We start from the raw sequence: 25,733 nt of genomic DNA on the forward strand, positions 1-25,733 counted from the left end.
TGCGCGATCGACGCGCTTAGCTGGTTCATTACTCATGTAACTAACCATATAACCAAAAACGGTGCTGTCAATGGCTAAGGTGCTGCGGGCGCGGCTAACCTGCGGCGAGAAGGGGCAGGACCGGCTCGATCCCATCCACGCGGAGGGTCCACTCCGGTCGGACCAACGCGGCTGCCTCCAGCCGAAGATGCTCCTGCCGCGTCACCTCACCGGGCCGGGAAACAATCTCCGACACACCGTTCGCTCTATAGCCGAGGCTGCGCGAAACTCCGAGCGAGGAGTTGTTCCACTCAGCTGCCTCCGAGAGCGCCGCGACGGCACCGAGGTGATCGAACGCGAACAGGAGTATTGCGGCGCGCATCTCCTTGCCGAGGCCCCTGCCCTGAACAGGCTGCGTGAGCCAGGACCCGCTGTGAACGGTGCGCAGAAGCGGGAAATCACGGGCGGAGACATCCTGCATTCCCACCACCCGGCCCTCAAAGCTCACGGCGAAATTGATTGTCCAGGAACCCGGCTCAACAGAGCAGCGCTGGCGCCACTGGTGCCTGACGGTCTCGCGGATCAACACGTCCCGCGGCGCGTCCGTCCACGGCACACCGAACGGCATCTTCGCCGGGTCATGGATTCCATCCAGCACGGCATCGATCAGCTCCGGCAACTGCTCGTCCCGAACCGGCGTGAGCGACAGCCGCGGCGTCCGGAGTTCCAGACCGAAGAGCGGCCACACGTCACTCAGCCGGGTCATGAGGCTTCGCGCTTGCGACGCACCTTCCGTACCTTGCTGACAATGAAGAAGGCAACCACCAGCACGACGGCGGCAATCACCAGTTTCTGAAAGATGCCCGCATACTGCTCCACCAAATGCCAGTTTTCACCCAGGTAGTAGCCGGATAACACGAAGATGGTGTTCCAGATCAGGCTTCCCGCGAGGGTCAGGCCAAGGAACTTCCACACCGGCATGCGTTCGATACCGGCAGGAATGGAGACCAGGCTGCGGAAAATCGGCACCATCCGACCGAAAAAAACGGCCTTGTAGCCGTGGCGGTCGAACCACGCCTCAACGCTGTCAACATCCTCAAGATCGACCAGGGGGACCTTGGACACCAGAGTCCTCATCCGGTCCCGGCCGAGCAGTACTCCCAGCAGGTAGAGCAGGTAGGCACCCACCACCGAGCCGGCGGTGGTCCAGAAGAGTGCTTCGAACAGGGTGAAATCTCCCCTGCTGGCCGTGAAACCTGCAAGCGGGAGGATGACCTCGCTGGGAAGCGGGGGGAAAAGATTCTCGAGGGCGATCGCCAGGCCCGCACCGGGTGCACCGATCGTCTCCATCATGGTTACCGCCCAGTCAGCGACACCTCCGAGTGTGGATTCATTCCCGGTCTGCAGGGGCAGGTAACTCATGATTGTTCTCATAACCCGGTTAAGTCTGCCCTATCAGGCCGCCCACACTGAAAGCGGCAACCGGGCCGCTGCCTTTGAACGGCCAGTCAGCCCAGGAGTTCGACGATCGACGGCAACAGCGCCTCGAACGCCTGCCCCCGATGGCTGATAGCATTCTTCTCCTCCGGTGCCAGCTCGGCGCAACTGCGGTTCATTCCCAGGGGCTGAAGCGCGGGGTCGTATCCGAAGCCGCCCTCGCCCCGCGGCTCACTCAGAAGCGTTCCTTCCAGTTCACCACGCCTCACGACGTCGGTGCCGCCGGGTAGTGCAAGAGCCGCCGCGCAGACGAACCGCGCCTGCCGCCGGCCCTCCGGAATGTCGGCTAGCTGGCTGAGCAGGAGGTTCAGGTTTGCGGAGTCATCGCCGTGGCGGCCGGCCCACCGTGCCGAAAAGATGCCGGGAGCACCGCCGAGTACGTCGACTGCCAGACCGGAGTCGTCAGCGATCGCAAGGATGCCTGTTGCCTCTGCAACCGCACGTGCTTTGAGCAGAGCGTTCTCCTCGAAGGTTGTGCCGCTTTCCACCACATCGGGTGCGCCGGCGGTGACAGCGTCAATCACCTGGGTATCGACGTCGAGCCCCGGTACCTTTCCGCGCAGCAGCGAGCGCAGTTCACGCAGCTTGCCCGCGTTTCGCGTTGCGAGGACCAGTCGCGGCGCAGCGACAGGATGTTCAGACACCGGCGGACTCCCCCAGTGTCTCGCGCTGCATCTGGGCAAGCTGGGACGTGCCCAGCAGTGCGAGATCAAGCAGCGCATCCAGTTCCGCCCGGTCAAAGGGTGCACTCTCGGCTGTGCCCTGAACCTCGACGAAGCTTCCGCTTCCCGTGACCACGACGTTCATGTCTGTCTCTGCGCGCACATCTTCGACATAGGGCAGGTCAAGCATCGGCACACCGTCGATGATGCCGACGCTCACGGCCGCCACGGTGTCCGTCAGCGGGCGGGAGGACTGCGGGATCATCTTGTGTTCCTTGGCGTAGCGGATTGCCTCCGCGAGCGCCACGTAGGCGCCGGTGATAGCGGCCGTGCGGGTGCCGCCGTCGGCCTGCAGTACGTCGCAGTCAAGAACAATGGTGTTCTCCCCAAGGGCCCGCGTATCAATGATCGAGCGGAGGGAGCGTCCGATCAGGCGGGAGATCTCGTGGGTCCTCCCGCCAATGCGGCCCTTGACGGACTCGCGGTCGGAGCGGGTGTTGGTCGCCCGGGGAAGCATTGCATATTCGGCCGTAACCCAGCCCTTGCCCTCCCCCTTGAGCCACCGCGGAACTCCGGTGGTCAACGACGCAGTACACAGCACCCGTGTGTTCCCGAATTCAATCAGCGCGGACCCTTCGGCCTGGTTGGACCAGCCCCGCGTGATGCTGATGGGCCTCAGCTGGTCAGGTGTCCGTCCATCCGCACGGACACCGTTGCTTTCGGAAGTCGATACAGGCGCAGAGTCAGGCTCGGAAGAAGAGGGGGAAGTCATGGTTCCAGTCTGCCAGAGCCGGTTCGGTGCGGGCTATTCACGCCCGCACGCAAACGGTCAGACCAGGTACGAGACCCCGGCAACCGCAACGGCGACATCCCCCGGATAACTGCTGCGTGCCTCTTCCATGGTGAGCACGGCATCGTTCCACACCGGTAGGTGTGTCAGCAGCAGCCGCCGCGATGAGGCAGCGGATGCGACCTCCCCGGCGCGTTTCCCAGTGAGGTGGACGCCACGGATGGCATCGTCCCTGCCCTCGTGGAAGGCTGCTTCGCACAGGAAAATCCCTGAGTCGGCGGCGGCCTCGACCAAACCGTCACATGCGTCTGTATCCCCCGAGTAGGTGAGGACCCGCTTGCCGCCCGGAGCTTCCGGATCCGTAACCTCGATGCGAAGGGCGTACGCCTCGTCCACCGGGTGCAGGACGGGGTAGGGAGTAATGGTGAAGGGACCAACCTGCACGGGAGTGCGCGGCGACCAGGCGCGGAAGTCGAAGTCATCGTGCATCCCCGGATCCAGGTCCAGCCCGTAGGCGGTGGCCATCCGGTCTGCGGTTCCGGCGGGACCCCACACGGGAATCCGCGGCTGGTTCCAGCCTGCCGGGTCCCAGTGCACTGCCACATGCAGACCGCACAGGTCCATGCAATGGTCCGGATGGAGATGGGTCAGCAGGACAGCGTCAATATCCCGCAGGTCCATATAGCGCTGGAGTGCGCCGATGGATCCGTTGCCGAGGTCGAGCAGGATCCGCCAGGTCTTGCCCTCCTCCTGCACCGTCACGAGGTAACAGGAGGCAGGCGAGTGAGGTCCGGGGAACGATCCGCTGCACCCGACGATGGTGAGCTTCATGGACGGCGGTTCCCGGCAGCGCCAGCGTCCGCCCGGGCCGTGGAAATCATTTCCGGCGTGATCCGAGCCATGCTTCCTGTCGGATACTGCGCGGACACATGGTCGACATGTTCCACGCTCAAGACTTCCGGTCCAAGGAAGCGCCGCGCCAGTTCCTCGAAGCGGGCTGCGTTGCCCGTAGCCACGAAGTGGTGCCGCGGCTGCCCGGATCCGGTGCGCAGGAGATTGTGGGACACAAGCGCGCGGTAGACGTCCTTGGCGGTTTCCTCCGCGCTGGAGACGAGGGTCACCGAGTCACCCATGACGTAGGAAATCACGCCTGTCAGAAGCGGATAGTGGGTGCAGCCAAGAACCAGGGTGTCGACGTCGGCATCCTGCAGCGGACGAAGGTAGCGGGCGGCCGTCTCGAGGACGTCCGAGCCGGCCGTGACGCCCGCTTCCACATAGTCGACGAACGCCGGGCACGCGGCGGAAAAGATATCGAGGTGGGGAGCCGCGGCGAAGGTGTCCTCATAGGCGCGGGATCCAACGGTTGCGCTGGTTCCGATGACGCCGATCCGTCCGGTCCTCGTCGAGGCGACTGCGCGGCGGACTGCCGGCTGGATCACTTCGATGACGGGAATTCCGTACCGGGCGGTGTAGCGCTCACGCGCATCACGCAGAACGGCAGCGGACGCTGAGTTGCAGGCGATGACGAGCAGTTTGACGCCCGAATCCACCAGTTCGTCCATGACACCGAGTGCGTAGGCCCTTACCTGCGCAATGGGAAGCGGACCGTACGGTGCGTGCGCGGTGTCTCCGACATAAAGCACCGATTCGTGGGGCAGCTGATCGATGACGGCCCGGGCCACCGTGAGGCCTCCGACGCCTGAGTCGAAGATGCCGATGGGGGCTTCGGTGGACCTCAGAGCGGCCAGTTCGGCAGCCTCGGAGTCGGCGGGGTCAGAACTCATGATCCTTTGAGGATAGGATGCACCGCCGGAGTTGGCTAAGCAGGAAGGCGTGTCCTTAATCACAGCGCAGCTCCGGTTTCCAGGCGGAAGCCTTCACCAGGACGGTCAATCGGAGGGCCCTGCCGATGACAGAAGAGCCTGCATCAGCCCCTCCTGCACCCACGTGACGAAGTTGTAGACCAGGGCAAGGTAGGACTCAAGATCCTCGGCATCCTCAAGGTCGGCGATCCCGTGCAGCCGGGCTGCATCCTCGTCTGTCTTGATCTCCAGGCGGTCCGCCAGCACCAGCCGGACATCATTGAGGGCACGGGCCAGCACCTGCGACTGGTCGGGATTCAGAACCATCTGCGGGTTCTCGAGCAGCAGCGCCGCCCCGCGCAGCGCACTGACCTTCTCCTCCCGTAGCGAGCGTTCGGTGAGGCGACGGAATTCCAGCGCGCCGTCGTCGTCGTTCCTTACTGCGTCCGGCAGCAGACGGATCACCGCGCTGTCCTCGGGCTTCACCGCCTCGAGGTCGAGGCCGATCAGCGCCGCCAGCGGATCCTCGTCCTCCCGTTTCTCGGTCTCGAGCAACTGCACGACGTCCGCGAACAGGCGCCGGAGCAGCCGCAGCTCCCCCGGTTCGAATTCACCGGCGATACCGCGCCGCGTTTTGCGAAATGCCCTGGCCACTGCTGCTCCCTACGCGTCCGCTGTCTGGAAAGTAGCCCACAGGCCGTACGAATGCATTGCCACCGTGTCACGCTCCGCCTGTTCGCGCGAACCGGTGGAGACAACCGATCTGCCCTGTTCGTGGACTTCCAGCATGAGGGTCCGCGCTTTCGCCTCGCTGTAACCAAAGTAGGTCTGGAATACGTAGGTCACGTAGCTCATCAGGTTCACCGGGTCATTCCACACGATGACCACCCACGGAACGGCGGTGCCGGCTGCCAGATCTTCTTCCGTCTCCTCAAGCTGGTGGGTTTCGGGAATTACGCCAACACTCATGGTCTCCATTGTAGATTGGCGCATGGTTCTGCCTGCGCTGCGCTCTTCGAGCCACCCGGAGCGCGAACGGGGCTAGAGTTTTCCTGTGAGCCCACATCGAACCTGGCAGCACCCCAATTCCGCGCTCTACACGGACCACTACGAGCTGACAATGCTGCAGGCCTCCCTCCACTCGGGGGCCGCGCATCGCAGATCGGTCTTTGAAGTCTTCACCCGGCGGCTGCCCGAGGGCCGCCGCTACGGTGTCGTGGCAGGAACCGGGCGCCTGTTGGAGGGCCTGGCGCACTTTCGCTTCGGGCAGGAGCAACTGGACGCTCTCCGCGCTGCCGGAGTCGTCGATGACACTACATTGGCCTGGCTGGCCGACTTCCGCTTCACCGGAAACATTTGGGGGTACGCCGAGGGCGAGGCATACTTCCCCTCCTCCCCCATCCTCATTGTGGAGGGCACGTTTGCTGAGGCCTGCATCCTCGAGACCTATCTGCTCTCGGTACTCAACCATGACAGCGCCATCGCCTCCGCCGCATCCCGTATGACCGGAGCAGCCGGGTCCCGCCCGTGCATTGAGATGGGTTCGCGGCGCACGCAGGAGGAGTCCGCGGTGGCAGCCGCCCGCGCAGCCATCATCGGTGGTTTCGCCACCACCTCCAATCTCGAGGCGGGACGCCGTTACGGCCTGCGCACTGTCGGTACCGCAGCGCACTCCTTCACGCTGCTACACGATTCGGAGCCTGAGGCCTTCGCGGCACAGGTGGCTGCCCTCGGAAAGGGCACGTCACTCCTCGTCGACACGTACGACGTCGAACAGGGCGTCCGTAACGCCGTCGCCGCCGGTGGGCCGGACCTGGGCGCAGTGCGCCTGGATTCCGGTGATCTCGTGGAGCAGGCCCGCTGGGTGCGGCAGCTGCTCGATGACCTGGGGAACCACCAGACGCGCATTGTGGTGACATCGGACCTTGATGAGTACGCGATCGGGCTGCTCGCCTCCGCTCCCGTAGACAGCTACGGTGTGGGCACGTCCCTCGTCACCGGCTCGGGCGCACCGACCGCCGGCATGGTGTACAAGCTGGTCAGCCGGACCGACGACGACGGCGCTTTCGTCTCCGTGGCGAAGGCGGCCAAGAACAAAACGTCAGTAGGCGGCCGCAAGTATGCGCTGCGACGCCTCAATGAGTCCGGCAGGGCGGTCGCCGAAGTCCTTGGCATCGGCAGCCACCCTTACGACGACGGCAATGACCGCACGCTGCTGCACCAGTTCGTGGCAGACGGCGAGGTGCTCCCCGGGTGGACAGGACCGGAGGGCGTGCAGCGCGCCGTCGAACGCCACCGCCAGTCCATGGCGGAGCTGCCCGGCTCCGTGATGCGACTGCAGCGCGGTGAGCCTGCCATTCCGACCGAATACGAGGAGTCCACATGACACGCGCACTGATCATCGTCGACGTACAGAACGATTTCTGTGAGGGCGGCTCGCTGGCCGTAGAGGGCGGTGCGGGCGTGGCCCAGGCACTCAGTGATTACATCGACGCACAAGGTTTCCACTACGACTACATCGTTGCCACCCAGGACTGGCATATCGATCCTGGTTCGCACTTCTCCGACCAGCCTGACTTCGTGGACTCATGGCCTGTGCACTGCGTTGCGGACCAGCCGGGCGCACAGTTCCATCCAGATCTGGACACCGAGAGCCTTGACGCCGTCTTCCGCAAGGGTCAGTACGAGGCGGCGTACTCGGGGTTCGAAGGCGTCCTGGCACCGGAAGACCAGGTACCTACCGGCGAGCGGAAGATGGATGCAGCCGTCCCGGCCGCGGCGGATGAAGCCGTCTCACTGGACGACTGGCTGCGCGAGAACGAGGTGGACGAAGTGGCGGTCGCCGGTCTGGCCGCGGACTACTGTGTACGGGCCACAGCGCTCGACGCTGTCGTGGCGGGGTACACCACGCGCCTCCTCGTGGATTACACACGGCCTGTCCACGCCGAGCGCCTCAGTGAGGTTCTTGCGGAGCTTGAGGACGCCGGGGTCGAGCTTCTCGAGTGATACAACCGGTCAGTGCGCTTGGGTCAGTGCACGTCGGTCAGTGTACGTCGGTCAGTGTGCTTCGGTCAGTGCGCGTCTCACGTGCGGCCGATGAACCAGTCCTGCAGCTTCTTGAGCCGCCGCTGCAGCTGTTCCTCGTTTGCCTGCGCCACGGCCGGGCCTCCGCACGCCTTGCGGAGTTCCGAGTGCACCACCCCGTGGGGCATTCCGGAACGAGCGGACCACGCCGAGACATTCTTGGCGAGCTGACCGCGCAGCTCTGTGAGCTGGCGGTGGTCCATCACCTCGGGGACCGCGGGCTCGTGCGCGGCAACGGGGCGCCGTCGTCGTGATTGCTGCTCCTGCTGGCGCTGCCGCAGCAGGACGCCCACCTGATCCGCATCGAGCAGGCCCGGGATGCCGAGGAAGTCCAGTTCCTCCTCGCTGCCCATCTCGCCGCCGGTGCCGAACTCTCCGCCGTCGAACAGCACCCGGTCAAACGAAGCCTGGGATTCGAGGGCTTCGAACTTCTGCTTGGTCAGCTCACCGGAGGCTTTCTCCTCACGGTTGGCAGCCTCCATCAGCGCTTCCTCCGGCGCGAAGCCGTCCTCGTTGTTGTCCGGACGGTCCAGTGCGTGATCCCGCTCTACTTCGAGCTGATTTGCCAGCGCCATGAGGTTGGGCACTGACGGCAGGAAAACCGACGCGGTCTCCCCGCGCCGTCGGGCACGGACATACCGGCCGACTGCCTGGGCGAAAAACAGGGGCGTCGCCGTGGAGGTGGCATACACACCCACGGCCAAGCGCGGAACGTCCACGCCTTCGGACACCATGCGGACAGCGACCATCCAGCGCGTCTCACCGGCAGAGAAGTCTTCGATCTTTCCGGACGCCTTGGCATCATCGGACAGAATAACCGTGGGGGATTCGCCCGTGATCTTCTTCAACTGCCCGGCGTAGGCGCGTGCATCATCGTGATCGGTGGCGATCACCAGGCCGCCCGCGTCAGGAACAGCGCGGCGGACCTCTGTGAGGCGTCGGTCGGCCGCCGCCAGCACTGCAGGGATCCACTCGCCGTTGGGATTGAGGGCCGTCCGCCAGGCCTGGGCCGTGATGTCCTTGGTGACGGCCGCCTCACCCAGGGAAGCGGCCATTTCTTCTCCCGCGCTGGTCCGCCAGCGCATCTGTCCGGAGTAGGCCATAAAGATCACCGGACGGACTACGTGGTCCCGCAGCGCGTCACCGTACCCATACGTGTAGTCCGACCGTGAACGGCGGATGCCGTCGGCGTCTTCGGCGTACTCAACAAACGGGATGGCCGCTGTGTCTGAACGGAACGGGGTTCCCGTGAGGGCGAGCCGACGCGTTGCCGGCTCAAATGCCTCGCGGATACCGTCACCCCATGACAGTGCGTCGCCGCCGTGATGAATCTCATCGAGGATGACCAGCGTCTTCGCCGCTTCGGTCTTGGCCCGGTGCAACATGGGCTTGCTTGCGACCTGGGCGTAGGTCACGGCGACGCCGATGAAGCCCTCGCCGTGCCGGCCGTCAGCGTTGCGGAAGTTCGGGTCGATCGACAGGCCAACCTTGGCGGCGGCGTCAGACCATTGGCGCTTGAGGTGGTCGGTGGGAGCAACAACGACGATTCGGTTTACGATGCGCCGTTCCACCAACTCGGTAGCCACCCGGAGCGCGAACGTGGTTTTACCGGCTCCGGGAGTAGCCACAGCAAGGAAATCCTGTGGTGAGTTGGCGAAGTACTTTGCGAGCGCCTCTTCCTGCCACTGCCGCAACTTGGGTGCAGTGCCCCAGGCAGCGCGTTCCGGGTACGCGGGCGGAAGTGCCGGACCGGCGCCGAACAGTGCGTTATTGCTCACTCTTGGGACGGCACCTTTCCTGTGTGGGTTGTTGCTGGGAGGTGCTCCGATTCACCTCGCGCAGCCCTCAACCCGGCCACTATACCGACTACCGCGAACACGCACAGAGCCAGCCAGATTGCAACAAACACCGGTATCTGGCCCGGCGCTTCCGGGTCCCTCAGGAGCGCGAAAAGGCCGCCTGCGCCGGCTGTTCCGACTACTCCGCCAAGCTGGTCGGAGAGCTGCAGAGCCGCCGAGTTGCGGCCCTGCTCGTGCGGTGCAGAGAGCTTCAGGACAAGCACCGATGTGCTGGACAACGTAAGTCCCATGGCAAAGCCGGCAGCGCTCCACACCAAAACGAGCACCCAGAAGGGCACCTCGGCAGCTACGGCCAGCGCAAGGCCGCCGATACACACGGACAGCAGCGAGGCACCGATCACGAGCAGCCATTGACGGCGGAAACTCACCTTGGCCTGCACGAAGGAGCCCGCGCTCCAGCCGATCGCCGCAGCGCTCAACGCCAGACCCGCGGTGGAGGCGCTGAGGCCTTGAGCGGAGACCAACATCAGTGGAACAAACGCCTCCGCGCCGAAGAAGGCGACGGTCATCAGCCCGCGGGTTGCGATGACGCTCGGAAGACCCGGTGCCAGCCGGACCGTGCCGGCCGGCAGCAAGCGGGGGAAGGAAACGGCCGCGGCCGCCAGCCCCGCGACGCCCAACATCACCAGGAGCCAGGCAGCAACAGGATCGGCGAATCCGTCAGAGGCGATTTTGGTCAGTGCGAACTGCGCCGCAAAAACGCCGCCCGCCAGCAGTAATCCAGTTCCCGCATTCCTGCGTGCAGCCCTGTCCAGCGGCTCCGGCGAACCTGCCACTTTGAGCCGTTCTGTCCGCGGCCAGACCAGGAGGAATGCTGCAACGATGACAGGCGCCACACCAAGGAAGACCCAACGCCAGCTCGCCTGCTCTGCGAGGACACCGGCAACGTACGGTCCGATCAGCGAAGGGACGACCCACGCCGCCGCAAGCCAGCCGAAGACCACCGGCTGCATCCGCTGCGGATAAGCCTTGGCAATGATCACGTAGACGGCAACGATCATGAAGCCGCCGCCAAGGCCCGACACTGCGCGTCCGGCAGTCATGATCCAGAATGCCGGCGCGCTCCCGGACACCGCCAGACCGGCGATCATGAGGCCCATGCCGACGGCAAGTGCAGGGCGGGGTCCACGCCGGTCGCACCAGATCCCGCCCAGGACGCTGCCGAGCAGCGAGGCGGTCAGATACATGGAGAACGCGAGTCCGTAACTGGATACGCCGTTCAGTTCCGCTGCGACGGAGGGCATCGCCGTCACCACCGCCATGGCCTCGAAAGCGGCACAAGTGATGATGGCGATGACCCCGATTGTCAGGGGCCGCAGTGATGCCGACATCGCCCCGCTGCGCAGAGCCTGAGGGTGTGACATGGATTCCTCACGAGCATGCGAACGTCCGCCGGGATATGCCCGGCGGACGGATGGGAAAGGTGGCTAGGACTTGTCCCCTGGCCGCATCGAGTTATAAATTTCCTTGCATTCGGGGCACACCGGGAACTTCTCAGGATCCCTGCCCGGGGTCCAGACCTTGCCGCACAGTGCAATCACGGGTTCGCCGGAGAGAGCGGATTCCATGATTTTCTCTTTGCGTACGTAGTGGGCGAACCGTTCACGATCGCCGGGCTCAACTTCTTCAAGCAGTTCTTCGCGTTCGATTGTGGCTGTGGACGTGCCGGAGTCCCCCGGCGCTCCGTGCGGGCTGTCGTCAAACGGGTCTGCAGGCATACTCATTCTTCCATTCTACTGCGCGGCACCCGGCACCCGCCCGGCCTACTTGTTGACGCTGACAGCCTGTAACAATTCCGGTCCGCGTTTGTCATACCAGGCTCCCCCAAGGCGGACACCTCCGATTAGCACTGCCGTCCCGAGTACCACTCCGGCGAGTAGTGTCAACCATCCGAGCACTGCGTCCCCAGTGACAAGATAGGCGATTGCGAGTGCGATTTCCGGCAGCAAAAGCACCATCAGGACCACCCAGCCGATCGCCTGGATGGCCAGCATCGAGAATCCCGTGCCGGGCGGTGTCTTGAACGGGCTTTCTCCCGGAAGCGGAACATTGTAGGTATAACGTGCCGAGAGAACGCTGGAGAAGCCGGCTCCCGTCAGCAGCGCTCCCAGGCTCAGCCCGAGCATCATGGGAAGATCCGCGAGCGATTCGCTCAACCAGAGCGGAACGATGGTGAAAACCAGCACCACGGGCAGTGCGAAAACCATCAGGGCGAGCACCCGGCCCGCGCGGTCGGCCGTGCCGCTGATTCCCGCCGAAAGGTGTAGCCAGAACGCCGTGTTGTCATATGAGATGTCAGCCGAAATGGACCAGGCGAGCAGGAACGCTGTGATGGGGCCCAGATAGTTGAGCAGGGACAGGTCACCGGAATCTCGGCTGATGAACCAGAGCAGAATCGGCAGCAGCGGCACAACGATGACGGATGCCGCATACCGTGGGTCGCGGATCCAGTAGGTGAAGGCCCGCGCTGCCACCGCGCCGGTCGGCGTTCCGGGAAAGCGTGCGAACAGGCCGAGGTTACCCGCCCCTTTACGGGTGACCGCGTTATAGGGCGGCGTAACCAGTGCATGGCTGAGGCTCTTGTGCCAGAGGTAGGCCAACCCGGCGATGGTTCCGATACCGATGCAGAAACGCGCCACCGCAGTCAGCGCATCCCCGGCAGCGAGGTCGGCTGGAACGGCAACGAACACGCCGAGCGGCGTCCACGCGAGGATGTCCGCAAGCTCCCCCGCGAACTCCGGCGAGTTCTGGAAGCCGGCAGTGATCCCGGCGAAGATCGGACCGAGAAGGATCAGCGGAATGATCGCAACCGTCGAACTGAGGTCCTTGAAGCGCCGCGAGGAGGAAAGCGCCGTGCCCGCCGTCGTGATCAGGCGGGAACCTACGATACACAGCAGGACAGCGCAAAGCGCGCAGACTATCGCTGCAACAGCTGCTGCCGGATACCGTATCCAGGTCAGCGCCAGGGTGAGGAACGCAACGAGGGTCACGATCCCGGGGATGCCTATCACCCCGCCCAGGGCGAGGCCGGCCATGAGCTGGCGCATGGGTACTGCAAACGTGACAAACCGGGCCGGGTCAAGCGTCATGTCCACCCCGGAGGCAACGAGAGGAATCACCAGCCAGCCGAGAACGGCGGCGGATCCGCCCAGCACAGCGACGGTCCGCATCAGGTCGAGGTCGAGCGTACCGAGGACGATCAGCCCCGCCACGATCAGTCCGAGCAGACCAAGACCGTAGAGACCACCGAGAACGACGCCGACCAACTGCCAGGTGCTGCGACGAAGGGAATTGCGCAGGAGTAGAAGCTTGAGTTTCAGGAGGTGCGCAACCACGACAACCCCTCCGCGGTGTTCCTGCCTCCGACAAGCTCCACGAACCGGTCCTCCAGGCTCGCGCCGCCGCGCACAGCATCGACCGTCCCCGCCGCCAGCACGGTACCGGAGGCGATAACCGCCACATGGTCACACATCCGCTGAACCAGGTCCATGACGTGACTCGACACGATGACGGTGCCGCCGGAAGCCACGTAAGTAGCAAGGATGTCCCGGATATTGGCCGCTGAGACCGGATCGACGGACTCGAACGGCTCATCGAGCACGAGGAGTCTTGGTGCATGGACAAGTGCCGACGCGAGCGCAATCTTCTTCGTCATGCCTGCCGAGTAGTCCACGACAAGCGTTCCTGCGTCCTGTGCGAGGTCGAGCGCCCGCAGGAGGTCTGCCACTCTTCCAGCGACCTCGTCCCGGTCCATCCCTCGAAGCAGGCCCGCGTAGGTGACCAGCTGTTCACCGGTCAGGCGGTCGAAGAGCCGGACGCCGTCCGGCAGGATGCCCATCAGCCGTTTGGCGTCCAACGGGCTTTCCCACACATCGACGCCATGCACCCATGCCTGCCCGTAGTCAGGGCGCAGCAGTCCCGTAGCCATCGACAACGTTGTGGTCTTACCGGCGCCGTTCGGTCCGACGAGCCCGTAGAAGGAGCCTGCCGGAACATCAAGGTCAATGCCGTTGACTGCAACCTTCTCGCCGAAGCGCTTCGCAAGTCCGCGCAGCACCAGGGCGGGCCTGCCCGCCGACGTCGAGCCACCGGCGGGCGGCTGGAGCGGTTCCTGGGCAGGCGGTGGCTCAGAAGGAGAATGGGAAGTCATACGTCAACGCTAACAACGGCGTCGGCGCTTGTTCGTCATCCGAAAGGACTAAAAACAGAACGCACGGCGAGGATGGAGCAGGCGATTAGAACAGCGCCCTCGCCAGTGCGCTCCGCGCCTTGTTCACCCTAGGGTCAGTAGGACCGACGATGTCGAACAACTCAAGGAGGCGAACCCGCGCGGACTCCCGGTCCCCACCGGCACTGCGTGCGATGAAAGTGGTCAGTCGAGCAAACGCATCTTCGACATGTCCGCCCGAGAGGTCAAGATCCGCAACAGCGAGCTGCGCTTCGAGGGAATCGGGAGCCTCCGCCGCTGACGCGCGAACAGCGGTGGCGTCAGCGTCCTGAAGCCGCTGCATGAGCTGCACCTGGGCGAGCCCTGATTTTGCATCGGTGTCGGCCGGCTGCTCGGCAAGCGCCTTGCGATAGGCCGCGGCAGCTGTTGCGTAGTCGCCTGCTTCGATGGCGTCGAACGCTTCCTGATGCAGCGGCGGCAACGGCTCCTCGGCCGGCTCCCCGGTGGAAGTCGGATCCTCGCCCGGAGAGTCATTGAGCGAACCACTCACGCCATTGGCCTGTGCGACCTTGAGCAGCTCGTCCACGTAGGTTCTGATCTGCGGTTCCGCGAGCGGGCCTTCGAACAGGGGTACGGGCTGCCCCTTGAGGACGCCAACGACCGTGGGGACGCCCTGCACCTGGAAGGCCTGCGCAATCCCCTGCTGCGAATCGAAGTCCGCGCGCGCGAGCAGGATCCTGCCTGCCTGTTCCACTGCAATGGCCTCAAGGGCGTCGAGGACCTGCGCCGAATGTTCGCTCCAGGTCGCGCTGATCGCAACGATCACCGGCACCTGCGCAGACAACTGCACCAGCTGCGGGAAAACCTGCTCCGTGACGTCGACGATGTACGGGCTACCGCCTGCCGCTGGACGTGTGGAACCCGGGCCTTCAGCGGCGGGGCCGCCCTGGCTTCCGGCCGCTCCGCCAGCCGACTGCGCTCGGGCCTTCAGTGCGGAAAGATCGACGGCGCCGCGCAAATTCATGGACGATGGCGCGGGGCCGCCCGGGATATTCGGAATGCTCATGCTTTCACCTTATTACTGGGGCCGGACCCATGGGCAACTCACGCCCGTGGCAATGGCGGTCGTCAACGCAGTTCAGCGGAAAGGAGCTGCTGGGCCGCACCGATCACAGTAATCTTCTTCTCGCTGCCTGCAGCCGGGACATACATCATCACCGCTTCGCCATACCGGACGTCGATGCCTTCCTCGGTGGACTCCTCGCCGGTGAGCGTCTCATAGACCGTTCCCTCCAGGGCGATCGAGTCGCCGGGGCCTTCCGGAACACTGCTGTAAGTGTGCTCAAGGTATCCGAATACCATCGCTCCGCCGTCACCGGTGGAGATAGCCCTGGTGTACTCGGCAACCGGCTCGTGGGTGAAAGTGATCTCGGCCGAATCATTCCCGGCGTCGGCTACAACGTCGGATTGGAAAGAGGTGATCGCGTCCGCGAAGGAGTTGGGTTCGAACGTCCCCGCGTTGCCGCCGTCCGGACTGGTCAGATAATCGGCGATTGCAGCAACCGCGTCCTGAGGAGAGGCAACGAGGTCCTCTCCGCCGTCGACCGGTATCTCCTGGAGCCCCTCCGGCGATCCCGCCGTAGGGAAGGTCGTGCCCGGCAGCATCTGGATAGAGGAGGTGAGCCTGTAATTGGACCGGGGATCCTCCTGGACAAGCACGAGGGCCTGCGGCACCGGGTTCGACTCCCCCTGCGTCAGCGCGACGACGGTGCGCGGCCAGTCATTTCCTGTGGGGATCATGCTCGCGAGTACCGGATCCGCAGCTACCGGCGTGGGTGCCGGCACATCGTCCGCCTGCGAACGGACGGAGTAGTTTGCGGTTCGCAGAGTTGCGGCGGCACCTGCGACACGCTGCTCAAGCAGCGTAGCGTCCGCGGCAGCGTCAGCCTCTGTCACGGAGGTGGCTACTGTTGCGAGGATCCGGTCCAGCTGGCTCTCGAGGAGAACCGGGTATTGCGTACCCTCTGCTTCCTCGGCCGGCGTTGCTTCCTCGGCCGGCGTTGCTTCCTCGCCCGGCGCTGACTCGCCCGGCGTTGCAGATTCGGATTCCGACGCAGTACCCACGGCCGTACCGGTCAAGCCAAGCGCGGCGGCCAGACCCAGTGCTGCCAACGGACGGACCTGGTGAGCAGAAAAGGCGGTTCCACGGCCTTGGCGGTGCGCCTGCTGGCGTGCGTAGGCGCGGGAGCCGACGGTGGCCGGTTCCCGCCGGGTCTTGCGCGGCTTGATGAAGGCAAGTGCGATCCCGAGAACCAACAGCAGAGCGCCGAGGATGAGTAACGGAACCGCCCAGGGAGTCGCCGTGTCGTTGGGGCTGGTGATTGAGACAGCAGTGGGCGCAGGATTTTCGCCGTCAGCAGCGATCAGGATGGACCACTCACCCTCCCCCGGGTCCAGCCAACGATGGGTCAAAGTACCGTCAGCGGTCTCCTCGCTTGTCCACAGATCAGACCCCGAAGGGTTCGGAACCGACTCTACGCCCTCCGTAAACTCAGTGAGCAGTTGATCCTCTCCTACGCCCGTGACCGTCAGGTGTGCTGCATCCGCCACCCAGGCATCGACGTCGGACGCCCTGCCCACGGCAAGAGTGAACGTGCCCTCCGACTGGACCGTGATGTCCATCTCGCCGTCGTCTGCCTCCTTGGTGCCGGCATCGATCACTGTGACCGGACCGCTGCGAACGTCTGCGGGGACGCCGACCGTTACCGTCTCCGACGGCGCCCACCACGTGAGCTGACCGATACCCAGTACGACGAGCAACGCACCGATCACCATGATCGGAGCAGCAAGAGGAAAGCGCACGCGAGAAACCTAACGTTGGATTGAGTCAAGCCCGAGCATTACCCCGAGAATCGGACCAGATCCCATCGTAACGAAAATGCACCCAGCGGACCCGTCGGCCGCCGACGCCTGCGAGGACCCCCTTGACAACGCGCGGCGCCGCCCAGGAGTTTCCGGCGGAGGGCCCGCCGCTCCTGTTACTGTTTCGCTAGTCATGCATCCGGCGCTGCAGCGCCAACAGGCAAATGAAAGCGGACATACGTGAGTGAACCCGAAGACGTGCCGATCAGCGAGCCGCTGCCTCGCCCGGTATCGTCAGTGAACTCCGCGCCGGAGGCTCCCCGCGTAGAAGAACCTGCACCGCGCGTCGAGGTGCGCCGGCGGGGGCTGGGCTTCGCCTTGGCACGCCTGCGGCACCTGGTGCCCGTGGCGCAGCCCCGGCCGCGGTTCGAATTCCCGCCCGAACGCGGCGAGGAGGTGCCCGTCGACGAGTCAGTCAGCATCAGCGACGATCGCCTCAAGTTCGGTGGCCCGCAGCCGCGATCGATGCGCCAGCATCCAATTCACTTCGGCTTCATGGCGAGCGTCGGTGCAGGGCTTGCGCTACTGGCATACTTCATGATCACCAATGTCGGCCAGCTTCTTGTCTGGATCGGCGCAGCGCTTTTCATAGCACTCGGGCTCGACCCCATCGTTCGCTGGCTTGAGAACCGAAACGTGCCCCGCCCCGCCGGCATCACTTTGGCCTTGGTGATGCTTGTTGGCATCATCGTGGGTTTCTTTGCGGTCCTGATCCCGACGATTGTCTCGCAGACCGCCCAACTGGTCGAACGCGCGCCCGGTTACGCGCGGGAGTTCCTGGCGTCCGACTTCTTCCAGACGGTTGACCAGCAGTTCGAGGTACGGGAACGCGCAACCGAGGAAGTCAACAGGTTCTTCGCCAACTCGGAAGCGGTCGGCGGCATCTTCGGCGGTGTTCTGGGTGTGGGCACCGTGATCCTCAACAGCCTGTTCGGCGTTCTCGTGATTCTGGTGCTCACGCTGTACTTCCTCGCATCGCTGCCCGCGATGAAGAAATGGGCGTACCGTCTTGCTCCCCGCTCGCGCCGGCCCCGGGTCGAGCGGCTCGCCGAGGAGATCACCCGCAGTGTGGGCAACTACGTCATCGGCCAGGCCTGCGTGGCCTTGCTGAACGCAACCTTCGCCTTCATCTTCATGACCATCGCGGATGTGCCGTTCTCGGTACTGCTTGCTTTCGTCGTGGCAATGCTCGCATTCATACCGTTGGTCGGCGCGGTGATTGCCGCCGTCGTCGTCAGTCTGGTGGCGCTCACCGTGGGCTGGCAGACCGCAGCGCTGTTCGCAGTGCTGTACGTTGCCTATCTCCAGGTAGAGGCGTACTTCATCTCTCCGCGGATCATGCAGAAGGCTGTGGCGGTACCCGGCGCGATCGCCGTCATCGCGGTGATTGCGGGCGGGAGCCTGCTCGGAGTGCTCGGCGCCCTCATCGCCATTCCGTTGGCAGCCGGCGCGATGCTGCTCTTGAAGGAAGTCTTCATTGCCCGCCAGGACAATCAGTAGCGGCAGAACCAGCTGCCGAAGGCGCTAGTCAGCCCGTGCCGTGGGTCCGTTCCATTCTGTTGCCAGGGCAACAGGCTTACCGAGTACGACGGCGGCGACCTCCTCCAGTATGCGGCTCACGTACTTCTCCCCCACCCACAGGTGCTTGGCGCCGTCCACCCCGGTTACCCGGGCCTGCGGCACCCGGGCGAAGCGGCTAACCGCCTCCGGCGGCTGAAGGTAGTCGTCGTGCTCGGGAACGAGGACATGCAGGGGCAGCTCCGCTTCCGCCCAGGAGTCGAGATCTGCGTCCGTGGCCCTGTGCAGCGGCGGAGACAGCAGGACGGCGCCCTCGATATACTCGGCGACCGGCTCCCTCGCCCCGTATTTCAGGCACAGCTCTGTGCCGAAGCTCCAGCCGACCAGCCAGACGTTGGTCAGGCCCTCGTTGACGACCCACTGCACCGCAGCCTGCAGGTCATACTGCTCCAGGCCGCCGCCGTCGAACTCCCCGTCACTGCACCCCCGAGGTGAGCAGGTGCCCCGGGTGTTGAATCTGAGCACCGCGATGTCCGCCAGCGCCGGCAACCGAAATGAGGCCTTCCGGTAGACGTGGGAGTCCATGAAACCGCCTGCTGTCGGCAAGGGATGCAAAGTCACGAGCGTTGCAGCCGGGACCCTACCCACAGGTGCGGCAAACTCGCCCACCAGCGTCTTGCCATCCGCCGTCGTCAGTTCGATATTTCGGCGGTCAGCAGGCAAGACCGTACCCGCCCTGATTTCGGCCGGTTCGGAACTTTCGGAAAACTGGTACGCGGGCTCTGAGCTGGTCACCTGATCCAGTCTACTTACCCCGACCGGCGGGTACGCCAGCACGCCAGATGCCAATGCCGCCGGTCGGCCAGCGCAGTCTCGGCTCCGAACAGCGAGTCTTCCTGCCACGCCACCAGATGGGCGACGCCGGGTGGAATGTCCCGGTGGCAGCCGGGGCACAGATAGTGCTTGGAAGCGTTCTGTTCGGTGATTCGCCGCACCGACCAGACGCCGTCACGACCGGATTCCCTCGTGGGAATGCCCGCCCTGGCCCGCTCCAGATCGAGCTCCGGCGCCTCGGACCACTTGCGGCGCGGCTGGGCGCGCGACTTCCTCGGCTGGTTCGAACGGGGCATGGATCAAGTCTGCACCGGGCGCCCTGAGAACGGGAAACTGCCCTGGGGCGGGTAGTGTGCACAGGGTGCGTTTAGTCATTGCCCGCTGCTCCGTCGATTACATCGGACGCCTCCGCGCCCATCTTCCCCTCGCGACCAGACTGCTCATGGTCAAGGCGGACGGCTCGGTTCTGATCCATTCCGACGGCGGCTCCTACAAGCCGCTGAACTGGATGAGCCCGCCTGCCACCCTGAGGATCCTCGAGCCGGCAGCCGAGGATGCCGAGCTGGGGGTCACCGAAACCTGGAACGTCCAGCATGCCAAGAGCGATGACCGCCTGGTCATCAGCATCCATGAGCTACTGCATGAAAGTTCGCATGATCTCGGCGTGGACCCCGGCCTGATCAAGGACGGCGTCGAAGCAGACCTGCAGCGGCTGCTCGCGGAGCAGATCAGCCTTCTCGGCGACGGCTACTCGCTCATCCGCCGCGAATACATGACCGCAATTGGTCCGGTGGATATTCTTGCCCGGGACGGCGAGGGCCGCACGGTCGCCATTGAGCTGAAGCGCCGTGGCGATATTGACGGTGTCGAACAACTCACCCGGTACCTCGAACTACTGAACCGCAATCCGCTGATGGCTCCGGTCAAAGGCATTTTCGCGGCACAGCAGATCAAGCCCCAGGCGCGGGTGCTGGCTCAAGACCGGGGAATCGATTGCCTGACACTTGACTATGATGCAATGCGCGGTGTTGACGATGCGGATTCGCGCCTGTTCTAACCGCTGTCCGGATCTGGGGGACCGCGGTGACGGTTTGAACCGCTTACCGCAATCCTGAGCATCCGGATATTCGAATTCCCGCTTAACAATCGGTTTAATCGTCGGAATGTCCGTTGACCAGCCCATACGGCTATGTGATGCTTATTTCAGTCTTTGTGTACGTGGTTTTCATGCTCGCAAGACAGGTTGCGAGCGTGAAGCTTGTCGTAGGTGCAAGGTCGTTCTTGTCCTCGATGGAATTCACGCGAAGTAACTCGCGGTCGGCATACAGTGTGTCGATTCAGAAATATGTTCCATTATGAGGAGAAATATAAATGGCACAGGGAACCGTCAAGTGGTTCAACGCTGAAAAGGGCTTCGGCTTCATCACGCCGGACGACTCCGAGGGCGATGTCTTTGTTCACTACTCCGAGATCCAGACCGGAGGATTCCGGAGCCTCGATGAAAATCAGCGAGTACAGTTCGAGATCGGTCAGGGCGCCAAGGGTCCCCAGGCTACAGGCGTCACCGCGCTGTAACTCGAGTTGAAGCACATAGTTTGGGCCCCCACTTGTGCGGGGGCCCAAACTATTTAACTGGTTCCTGCTGCCCTGCCGTGCACGAACATCAGCGCCACGTACCGATGCCTATCACCGGGCCTGCTTCCAACCAGGAGGACAAACCGGCATAGACGTCGAACTTCATCGCGAGAAGCACCTCGGTCCCCTCGTAACTCAGCGTCACCACTATTGCCCCCGGCTGGATACGGGCCTTTTCCACCTCAGTGGGCTGACGCCAGCCTTTCAGTTCGAGCGAGCTGCGTAGGTACCGCTGACGGGGTCGTGGGCTGAGCGAGACCAGCCGTAACCACTCAAGGTGCTTGTCTGTATAACGACAAACCCCCATCCGCCAGCCCTTGCTCGGGAGGCGAATGGAGGCGTCGAAGGTTCCCAGCGCGGTGCGCAACTGAAAGCGGCGCAGACAAAAAGCACCGACCATGAAGACCAGCAGGGCAAAGAGCGCAGCAAGCGAGATGAACGTGATACCGATGCCGTCCATCAGGCCTTACGCTACTTAGCGTCTGCGGTCACTGAACCGCCGATCCTGGCATTGTCGGCAACAATAACCACACGGTTGCTGTCCACTGAGAAGAAGCCGCCATCAACGCCGACGATGAGCCGTTCGCCGGAGACCGGCTGGATGGCGAGCTCTCCTTCTGCGAGGATCGCGAGCACCGGAGAGTGTCCGGGAAGGATCCCGATCTCGCCGTCAGCAGTGCGGCCCTTGACCATGGTCGCCGCGCCGGACCACACGAAGTGGTCCGCCGCGACGATTTCGACTTCGAGTTCAGCCATGGAGCTTACTTTCCGCTCTGCTCTTGAATCCGTGCCCACTGACGCTCGACGTCGTCAAGACCGCCGATGTTGAAGAACGCCTGCTCGGCAATGTGGTCGAGATCGCCGTTGGCGATGGCGTTGAAGCCCTCGATCGTGTCCTTGATGCTCACGGTCGAGCCCTCGACACCGGTGAACTGCTTTGCCGTGTAGGTGTTCTGCGACAGGAACTGCTGGATGCGGCGTGCGCGCGAAACAACGATCTTGTCTTCTTCGGACAGCTCATCGACACCGAGGATGGCGATGATGTCCTGGAGTTCCTTGTTCTTCTGCAGGATCTGCTTGACGCGCACAGCGGTGTTGTAGTGATCGTGACCGATGTACTGCGGATCGAGGATCCGCGACGTGGAGGTCAGCGGATCGATGGCCGGGTACAGACCGCGTGAAGCGATCTCACGCGACAGTTCCGTGGTTGCATCGAGGTGCGCGAACGTGGTGGCCGGGGCCGGGTCCGTGTAGTCATCCGCCGGCACGTAAATGGCCTGCATCGAAGTGATGGAGTGGCCCTTGGTGGACGTGATGCGCTCCTGGAGGAGGCCCATCTCATCTGCCAGGTTGGGCTGGTAGCCCACGGCCGACGGCATGCGGCCCAGCAGGGTCGACACCTCGGAACCTGCCTGGGTGAAACGGAAGATGTTGTCGATGAAGAGCAGCACGTCCTGCTTCTGAACATCGCGGAAGTATTCCGCCATGGTGAGTGCGGACAGCGCAACCCGCAGGCGCGTGCCTGGCGGCTCATCCATCTGACCGAAGACAAGGGCGGTGTCCTTCAAGACGCCGGCCTCTTCCATTTCGACCCAGAGGTCGTTTCCTTCACGGGTACGCTCACCGACGCCGGCGAAGACCGAGGTACCACCGAAGTTGCGTGCCACTCGGGTGATCATTTCCTGGATCAGCACCGTCTTGCCCACTCCGGCACCGCCGAAGAGACCGATCTTTCCACCCTTGATGTAGGGGGTAAGAAGGTCAATGCTCTTGATTCCGGTTTCAAGCATCTCGGTGGAGCCCTCAAGCGAGGCGAAGGAGGGAGCCTTGCGGTGGATTGGCCAGCGCTCGGTGATCTCCAGCTGCGATTCCTCGACGTCGAGCGGCTTGCCCAGAACGTTGAAGATGTGGCCCTTCACGACGTCTCCGACGGGAACCGAAATGGCAGAGCCGGTGTCCTGAACGGTGGTACCGCGCACCAGGCCGTCGGTCGCCTGCAGGGAGATCGCACGCACGAGATTGTCGCCCAGATGCTGCGAGGTCTCGAAGGTGATCATGCGCGTCTCACCGTTGAGGGTCACCTCGGTGGTCAGCGCATTGTAGATGGCGGGAATGGCGTCAGCCGGAAACTCAACGTCGACAACCGGGCCGATGACACGGGCTATGCGGCCGGTCGCGCCGGGGGCAACTGAGTCCGTACTGTTCTCAACAGTCTGGGCAGTCATCTCTCTCACTTCATTCAGTAGATGGCGTGGTGCTAATGGTAGTGCGGTTGGGAACCCCGTGGGGTCCGCGGAGGCCGGGGGGGTCAGGACGCGCTTAGTGCGTCCGCACCTGCCACGATCTCCGAAAGCTCCTGCGTGATTTCCGCCTGGCGGGCGGTGTTGCGAAGGCGCGTGTACTTTTTGATCAGTTCGGTGGCGTTGTCGCCGGCCGACTTCATGGCACGCTGGCGTGCTGCGAGCTCGCTCGCAGCCGCCTGAAGCAGCGCTGCGAAGATCCGGGACTCGATGTACCGCGGAAGCAGCGCATCAAGAACTCTTTCGGGTTCCGGCTCGTACTCGTACAGGGGAAGGATGTCCGACTCGCTCGCTGCTTCCTCTTCGACAACCTCAAGCGGCAGAAGACGAATGACCGTCGGTTCCTGGGTGACCATCGAACGGAAACGCGTGTAGACGACGTGGATCTCGTCAACACCACCGTCCTCGAAGTCGGTTCCGAACTGCTCCAGAAGCACGGCGCCAACCTCACGCGCGGTCTCGAACTCGGGCGCATCCGTGCCGCCCGTCCAGACCTGCTCGTAGGGACGACCGCGGAAATCAAAGTACGCCTGGGCTTTCCGGCCGATCAGATAGGTCTTGACTTCCTTACCCTCCTCGCGGAGAAGCTCAAGGAGAGCTTCCGCCTGCTTCAGCACAGTGGCCGAGTAGGAGCCCGCCAGGCCTCTGTCCGAGGTCATGATGAGCACTGCCGCCCGCCGGATCTGCTCCGGCTCAGTGGTCAGTGGGTGATCAATCTCGGACTGCGACGCAACAGCGGAAACCGCACGGGTGATGGCATTGGCATAGGGCAGTGACGACGACACGCGGGCGCGTGCCTTGCCAATGCGAGAGGTGGCGATCAGTTCCATCGCCTTGAAGATCTTCCGCATCGACGTCGTCGACACGATCTTCTGGCGGTAGACCCGGATCTGGGCTCCCATACTTGTCCTTTCCTTCGTAGTCCCTATGAAAGGAACTACGGTTCAGGCATCGGGCGTTCGCGCGCGGTGCGCGCGAACGCCCGCGCCGTTAGCGCTTCTGCTTGACGATCTTTTCCTGGTCCACGGAGCCCTCATCGAGTGGGCTGTGTTCCTCGTGGCCTGCGACAAGACCATCATGACCTTCGCCGAAGAACCCCTGCTTGAAGTCCGTGATGTGGGACTTGAGCTCATCCACAGTGGAGTCTTCGAGCTTATTGGTCTGCGCCAGCGTGGTCAGCACTGAGGACTTGTGGCGCAGGTGCTCCAGGAACTGGGACTCGAACTTGCGGATGTCCTCAACCGGTACATCGTCAAGGTACCCATTGGTGCCGGCCCAGATCGAAACGACCTGCTCCTCCATGGGGAACGGCGCGTACTGGCCCTGCTTCAGCAACTCCATGAGGCGTGCCCCGCGGGTCAGCTGCTGACGGGAGGCAGCGTCCAGGTCCGAAGCGAACATGGCGAACGCCTGCATGTCACGGTACTGGGCGAGATCGAGTTTCAACGTACCCGAAACCTTCTTCATTGCCTTCACCTGCGCGGCACCGCCCACGCGGGACACGGACACACCGACATCAACGGCGGGCCGCTGGTTGGCGTTGAACAGGTCTGACTGAAGGAAGATCTGACCATCAGTAATGGAGATGACGTTGGTCGGGATGTAGGCCGACACGTCGTTCGCCTTGGTTTCGACCAACGGAAGGCCGGTCATCGAACCTGCGCCCAACTCGTCCGAGAGCTTCGCGCAACGCTCCAGCAAGCGGGAGTGCAGGTAGAACACGTCGCCCGGGTAGGCTTCGCGTCCTGGCGGGCGGCGCAGCAGCAGCGACACCGCGCGGTAGGCCTCAGCCTGCTTGGAGAGATCATCAAAGATGATCAGTACGTGCTTGCCGCCGTACATCCAGTGCTGGCCGATGGCTGAACCCGCGTAGGGAGCAAGGTACTTGAAGCCGGCCGGGTCCGAGGCAGGCGACGCCACGATGGTGGTGTACTCCAGGGCGCCCTTGTCCTCCAACGTCTGGCGAACGGCCGCGATGGTCGAAGCCTTCTGGCCGATGGCGACGTAGATGCAGCGGACCTGCTTCTGCACGTCTCCGGATGCCCAGTTGGCCTTCTGGTTGATGATGGTGTCGACGGCGATGGCCGTCTTGCCGGTCTGGCGGTCACCGATGATGAGCTGGCGCTGTCCGCGGCCGATCGGGATCATGGCGTCGATGGCCTTGAGGCCGGTCTGCATCGGCTCGTGCACCGACTTGCGCTGCGTTACGCCCGGCGCCTGGAGCTCAAGTGCACGACGCGCCTCTGCCTTAATCTCACCGAGGTCGTCGATCGGCTGCCCAAGGGGGTCAACCACACGGCCAAGGAAGGCGTCGCCCACGGGAACGGAGAGAATCTCTCCGGTCCGGTGTACTTCCTGACCTTCTTCGATACCGGTGTAGTCACCGAGGACAACGACACCGATTTCACGGGTGTCGAGGTTCTGGGCGAGGCCCAGCGTGCCGTCTTCGAAACGCAGCAGCTCGTTTGCCATGACCGAGGGAAGTCCCTCTACCCTGGCGATGCCGTCGCTCGCGGATGTTACGCGGCCAACTTCGACCCGCTCCGCGTTTCCGGGTTCGTAGGACGCCGCGAACTCGTTCAACGCATTACGGACGTCGTCGGCGTTGATGGTCAATTCGGCCATCTGCAGTCCCTGCTCTCCTGTGTTGTGACCACCGCCGGTAAGCGGTGACCGTTTTGTT

27 protein-coding genes are annotated in these 25,733 nt (G+C 63.8%); 5 read left to right on the forward strand and 22 right to left on the reverse strand.

The window, feature by feature from the left end; translation table 11 throughout:
* Nucleotides 1-94: 94 nt before the first annotated feature.
* From AC1MBU_RS11955 to clpS, 8 genes are all read right to left on the reverse strand, one after another.
* On the reverse strand, nt 95-745 hold the full coding sequence (locus AC1MBU_RS11955; RefSeq protein ID WP_479787261.1) for a GNAT family N-acetyltransferase: 651 nt from the start codon (nt 743-745) through the stop codon (nt 95-97).
* Nucleotides 742-1,401, reverse strand: coding sequence for a DedA family protein (locus tag AC1MBU_RS11960; RefSeq protein WP_277358587.1), 660 nt, complete (start codon nt 1,399-1,401; stop codon nt 742-744). The genes AC1MBU_RS11955 and AC1MBU_RS11960 overlap by 4 nt, the downstream gene beginning before the upstream one ends.
* Nucleotides 1,402-1,487: 86 nt before the next feature.
* Nucleotides 1,488-2,120, reverse strand: a complete 633-nt coding sequence (gene rdgB / locus AC1MBU_RS11965; protein WP_277358588.1) for an RdgB/HAM1 family non-canonical purine NTP pyrophosphatase — start codon at nt 2,118-2,120, stop codon at nt 1,488-1,490.
* Nucleotides 2,113-2,910, reverse strand: a complete 798-nt coding sequence (gene rph / locus AC1MBU_RS11970) for a ribonuclease PH (RefSeq protein ID WP_479787262.1) — start codon at nt 2,908-2,910, stop codon at nt 2,113-2,115. The genes rdgB and rph overlap by 8 nt, the downstream gene beginning before the upstream one ends.
* A 57-nt stretch (nt 2,911-2,967) precedes the next feature.
* Complete coding sequence (locus AC1MBU_RS11975; protein WP_479787263.1) at nt 2,968-3,759, reverse strand: MBL fold metallo-hydrolase; 792 nt, start codon at nt 3,757-3,759, stop codon at nt 2,968-2,970.
* Complete coding sequence (gene murI / locus AC1MBU_RS11980) at nt 3,756-4,712, reverse strand: glutamate racemase (RefSeq protein ID WP_346028121.1); 957 nt, start codon at nt 4,710-4,712, stop codon at nt 3,756-3,758. Before murI ends, AC1MBU_RS11975 begins: the two co-directional genes overlap by 4 nt.
* A gap of 105 nt (nt 4,713-4,817) precedes the next feature.
* Nucleotides 4,818-5,384: a DUF2017 domain-containing protein gene (locus tag AC1MBU_RS11985; RefSeq protein WP_056548123.1), complete on the reverse strand. Its 567-nt coding sequence runs from the start codon at nt 5,382-5,384 to the stop codon at nt 4,818-4,820.
* A 9-nt stretch (nt 5,385-5,393) separates the two neighbouring features.
* Nucleotides 5,394-5,699: an ATP-dependent Clp protease adapter ClpS gene (clpS, locus tag AC1MBU_RS11990; protein ID WP_204531134.1), complete on the reverse strand. Its 306-nt coding sequence runs from the start codon at nt 5,697-5,699 to the stop codon at nt 5,394-5,396.
* A 151-nt stretch (nt 5,700-5,850) separates the two neighbouring features.
* Here clpS and AC1MBU_RS11995 point away from each other — a divergent pair, with 151 nt between their 5' ends.
* Together AC1MBU_RS11995 and AC1MBU_RS12000 are read left to right on the forward strand one after the other, a co-directional pair.
* Nucleotides 5,851-7,116 (forward strand): nicotinate phosphoribosyltransferase, encoded by a 1,266-nt coding sequence (locus AC1MBU_RS11995; protein ID WP_479789774.1) that lies wholly within the window; start codon nt 5,851-5,853, stop codon nt 7,114-7,116.
* Entirely contained in the window at nt 7,113-7,736 is a 624-nt protein-coding gene (locus AC1MBU_RS12000; RefSeq protein ID WP_277358593.1) for a nicotinamidase, read from the forward strand. Before AC1MBU_RS11995 ends, AC1MBU_RS12000 begins: the two co-directional genes overlap by 4 nt.
* A gap of 77 nt (nt 7,737-7,813) precedes the next feature.
* Here the strand turns inward: AC1MBU_RS12000 and AC1MBU_RS12005 are convergent, their stop codons facing one another.
* The 7 genes from AC1MBU_RS12005 to AC1MBU_RS12035 form a co-directional block, all read right to left on the reverse strand.
* Nucleotides 7,814-9,592 carry a DEAD/DEAH box helicase gene (locus AC1MBU_RS12005; RefSeq protein WP_277358594.1) on the reverse strand — a complete coding sequence of 593 codons (1,779 nt, stop codon included), beginning with the start codon at nt 9,590-9,592 and terminating at the stop codon, nt 7,814-7,816.
* Nucleotides 9,589-11,037, reverse strand: a complete 1,449-nt coding sequence (locus AC1MBU_RS12010) for an MFS transporter (RefSeq protein ID WP_479787264.1) — start codon at nt 11,035-11,037, stop codon at nt 9,589-9,591. The genes AC1MBU_RS12005 and AC1MBU_RS12010 overlap by 4 nt, the downstream gene beginning before the upstream one ends.
* A 63-nt stretch (nt 11,038-11,100) precedes the next feature.
* The gene (locus AC1MBU_RS12015; RefSeq protein WP_479787265.1) at nt 11,101-11,397 is read right to left on the reverse strand and encodes a DUF3039 domain-containing protein; all 297 of its coding nucleotides are present in this window, start codon (nt 11,395-11,397) and stop codon (nt 11,101-11,103) included.
* Between the two features lie 39 nt (nt 11,398-11,436).
* Nucleotides 11,437-13,008: an ABC transporter permease family protein gene (locus AC1MBU_RS12020; RefSeq protein WP_277358597.1), complete on the reverse strand. Its 1,572-nt coding sequence runs from the start codon at nt 13,006-13,008 to the stop codon at nt 11,437-11,439.
* Nucleotides 12,990-13,823, reverse strand: coding sequence for an ABC transporter ATP-binding protein (locus tag AC1MBU_RS12025; RefSeq protein ID WP_277358598.1), 834 nt, complete (start codon nt 13,821-13,823; stop codon nt 12,990-12,992). The genes AC1MBU_RS12020 and AC1MBU_RS12025 overlap by 19 nt, the downstream gene beginning before the upstream one ends.
* An 85-nt stretch (nt 13,824-13,908) precedes the next feature.
* A complete protein-coding gene (locus AC1MBU_RS12030) occupies nt 13,909-14,907 on the reverse strand; it encodes a co-chaperone YbbN (RefSeq protein ID WP_479787266.1) in 999 nt (332 codons plus the stop codon).
* Between the two features lie 62 nt (nt 14,908-14,969).
* Nucleotides 14,970-16,703 (reverse strand): DUF8094 domain-containing protein, encoded by a 1,734-nt coding sequence (locus AC1MBU_RS12035; protein WP_479787268.1) that lies wholly within the window; start codon nt 16,701-16,703, stop codon nt 14,970-14,972.
* A 240-nt stretch (nt 16,704-16,943) separates the two neighbouring features.
* On the opposite strand from AC1MBU_RS12035, the gene AC1MBU_RS12040 reads away from it, so the two are divergent.
* A complete protein-coding gene (locus tag AC1MBU_RS12040; protein ID WP_056548110.1) occupies nt 16,944-18,263 on the forward strand; it encodes an AI-2E family transporter in 1,320 nt (439 codons plus the stop codon).
* A gap of 24 nt (nt 18,264-18,287) precedes the next feature.
* On the opposite strand, the gene AC1MBU_RS12045 is transcribed toward AC1MBU_RS12040, so the two are convergent.
* Together AC1MBU_RS12045 and AC1MBU_RS12050 are read right to left on the reverse strand one after the other, a co-directional pair.
* On the reverse strand, nt 18,288-19,076 hold the full coding sequence (locus AC1MBU_RS12045; RefSeq protein WP_479787269.1) for an alpha/beta hydrolase: 789 nt from the start codon (nt 19,074-19,076) through the stop codon (nt 18,288-18,290).
* 14 nt (nt 19,077-19,090) lie between these two features.
* Nucleotides 19,091-19,411: a hypothetical protein gene (locus AC1MBU_RS12050; RefSeq protein WP_277358602.1), complete on the reverse strand. Its 321-nt coding sequence runs from the start codon at nt 19,409-19,411 to the stop codon at nt 19,091-19,093.
* A 65-nt stretch (nt 19,412-19,476) separates the two neighbouring features.
* On the opposite strand from AC1MBU_RS12050, the gene nucS reads away from it, so the two are divergent.
* Nucleotides 19,477-20,172 carry an endonuclease NucS gene (nucS, locus tag AC1MBU_RS12055; protein WP_479787271.1) on the forward strand — a complete coding sequence of 232 codons (696 nt, stop codon included), beginning with the start codon at nt 19,477-19,479 and terminating at the stop codon, nt 20,170-20,172.
* Nucleotides 20,173-20,486: 314 nt separating this feature from the next.
* Nucleotides 20,487-20,690: a cold-shock protein gene (locus tag AC1MBU_RS12060; protein WP_056548105.1), complete on the forward strand. Its 204-nt coding sequence runs from the start codon at nt 20,487-20,489 to the stop codon at nt 20,688-20,690.
* An 88-nt stretch (nt 20,691-20,778) separates the two neighbouring features.
* Here AC1MBU_RS12060 and AC1MBU_RS12065 read toward each other — a convergent pair whose 3' ends face one another.
* From AC1MBU_RS12065 to atpA, 5 genes are all read right to left on the reverse strand, one after another.
* The gene (locus tag AC1MBU_RS12065) at nt 20,779-21,210 is read right to left on the reverse strand and encodes a DUF2550 domain-containing protein (protein WP_277358604.1); all 432 of its coding nucleotides are present in this window, start codon (nt 21,208-21,210) and stop codon (nt 20,779-20,781) included.
* A gap of 11 nt (nt 21,211-21,221) precedes the next feature.
* On the reverse strand, nt 21,222-21,506 hold the full coding sequence (locus AC1MBU_RS12070; protein ID WP_056548103.1) for a F0F1 ATP synthase subunit epsilon: 285 nt from the start codon (nt 21,504-21,506) through the stop codon (nt 21,222-21,224).
* Between the two features lie 5 nt (nt 21,507-21,511).
* Nucleotides 21,512-22,975: a F0F1 ATP synthase subunit beta gene (gene atpD / locus AC1MBU_RS12075; RefSeq protein ID WP_277358605.1), complete on the reverse strand. Its 1,464-nt coding sequence runs from the start codon at nt 22,973-22,975 to the stop codon at nt 21,512-21,514.
* 83 nt (nt 22,976-23,058) lie between these two features.
* Nucleotides 23,059-23,952 carry a F0F1 ATP synthase subunit gamma gene (locus AC1MBU_RS12080; protein WP_056548101.1) on the reverse strand — a complete coding sequence of 298 codons (894 nt, stop codon included), beginning with the start codon at nt 23,950-23,952 and terminating at the stop codon, nt 23,059-23,061.
* A gap of 88 nt (nt 23,953-24,040) precedes the next feature.
* On the reverse strand, nt 24,041-25,675 hold the full coding sequence (gene atpA / locus AC1MBU_RS12085; protein WP_056548099.1) for a F0F1 ATP synthase subunit alpha: 1,635 nt from the start codon (nt 25,673-25,675) through the stop codon (nt 24,041-24,043).
* Nucleotides 25,676-25,733: the final 58 nt, after the last annotated feature.

This window comes from Arthrobacter sp. PTI12 (genome assembly GCF_056679915.1).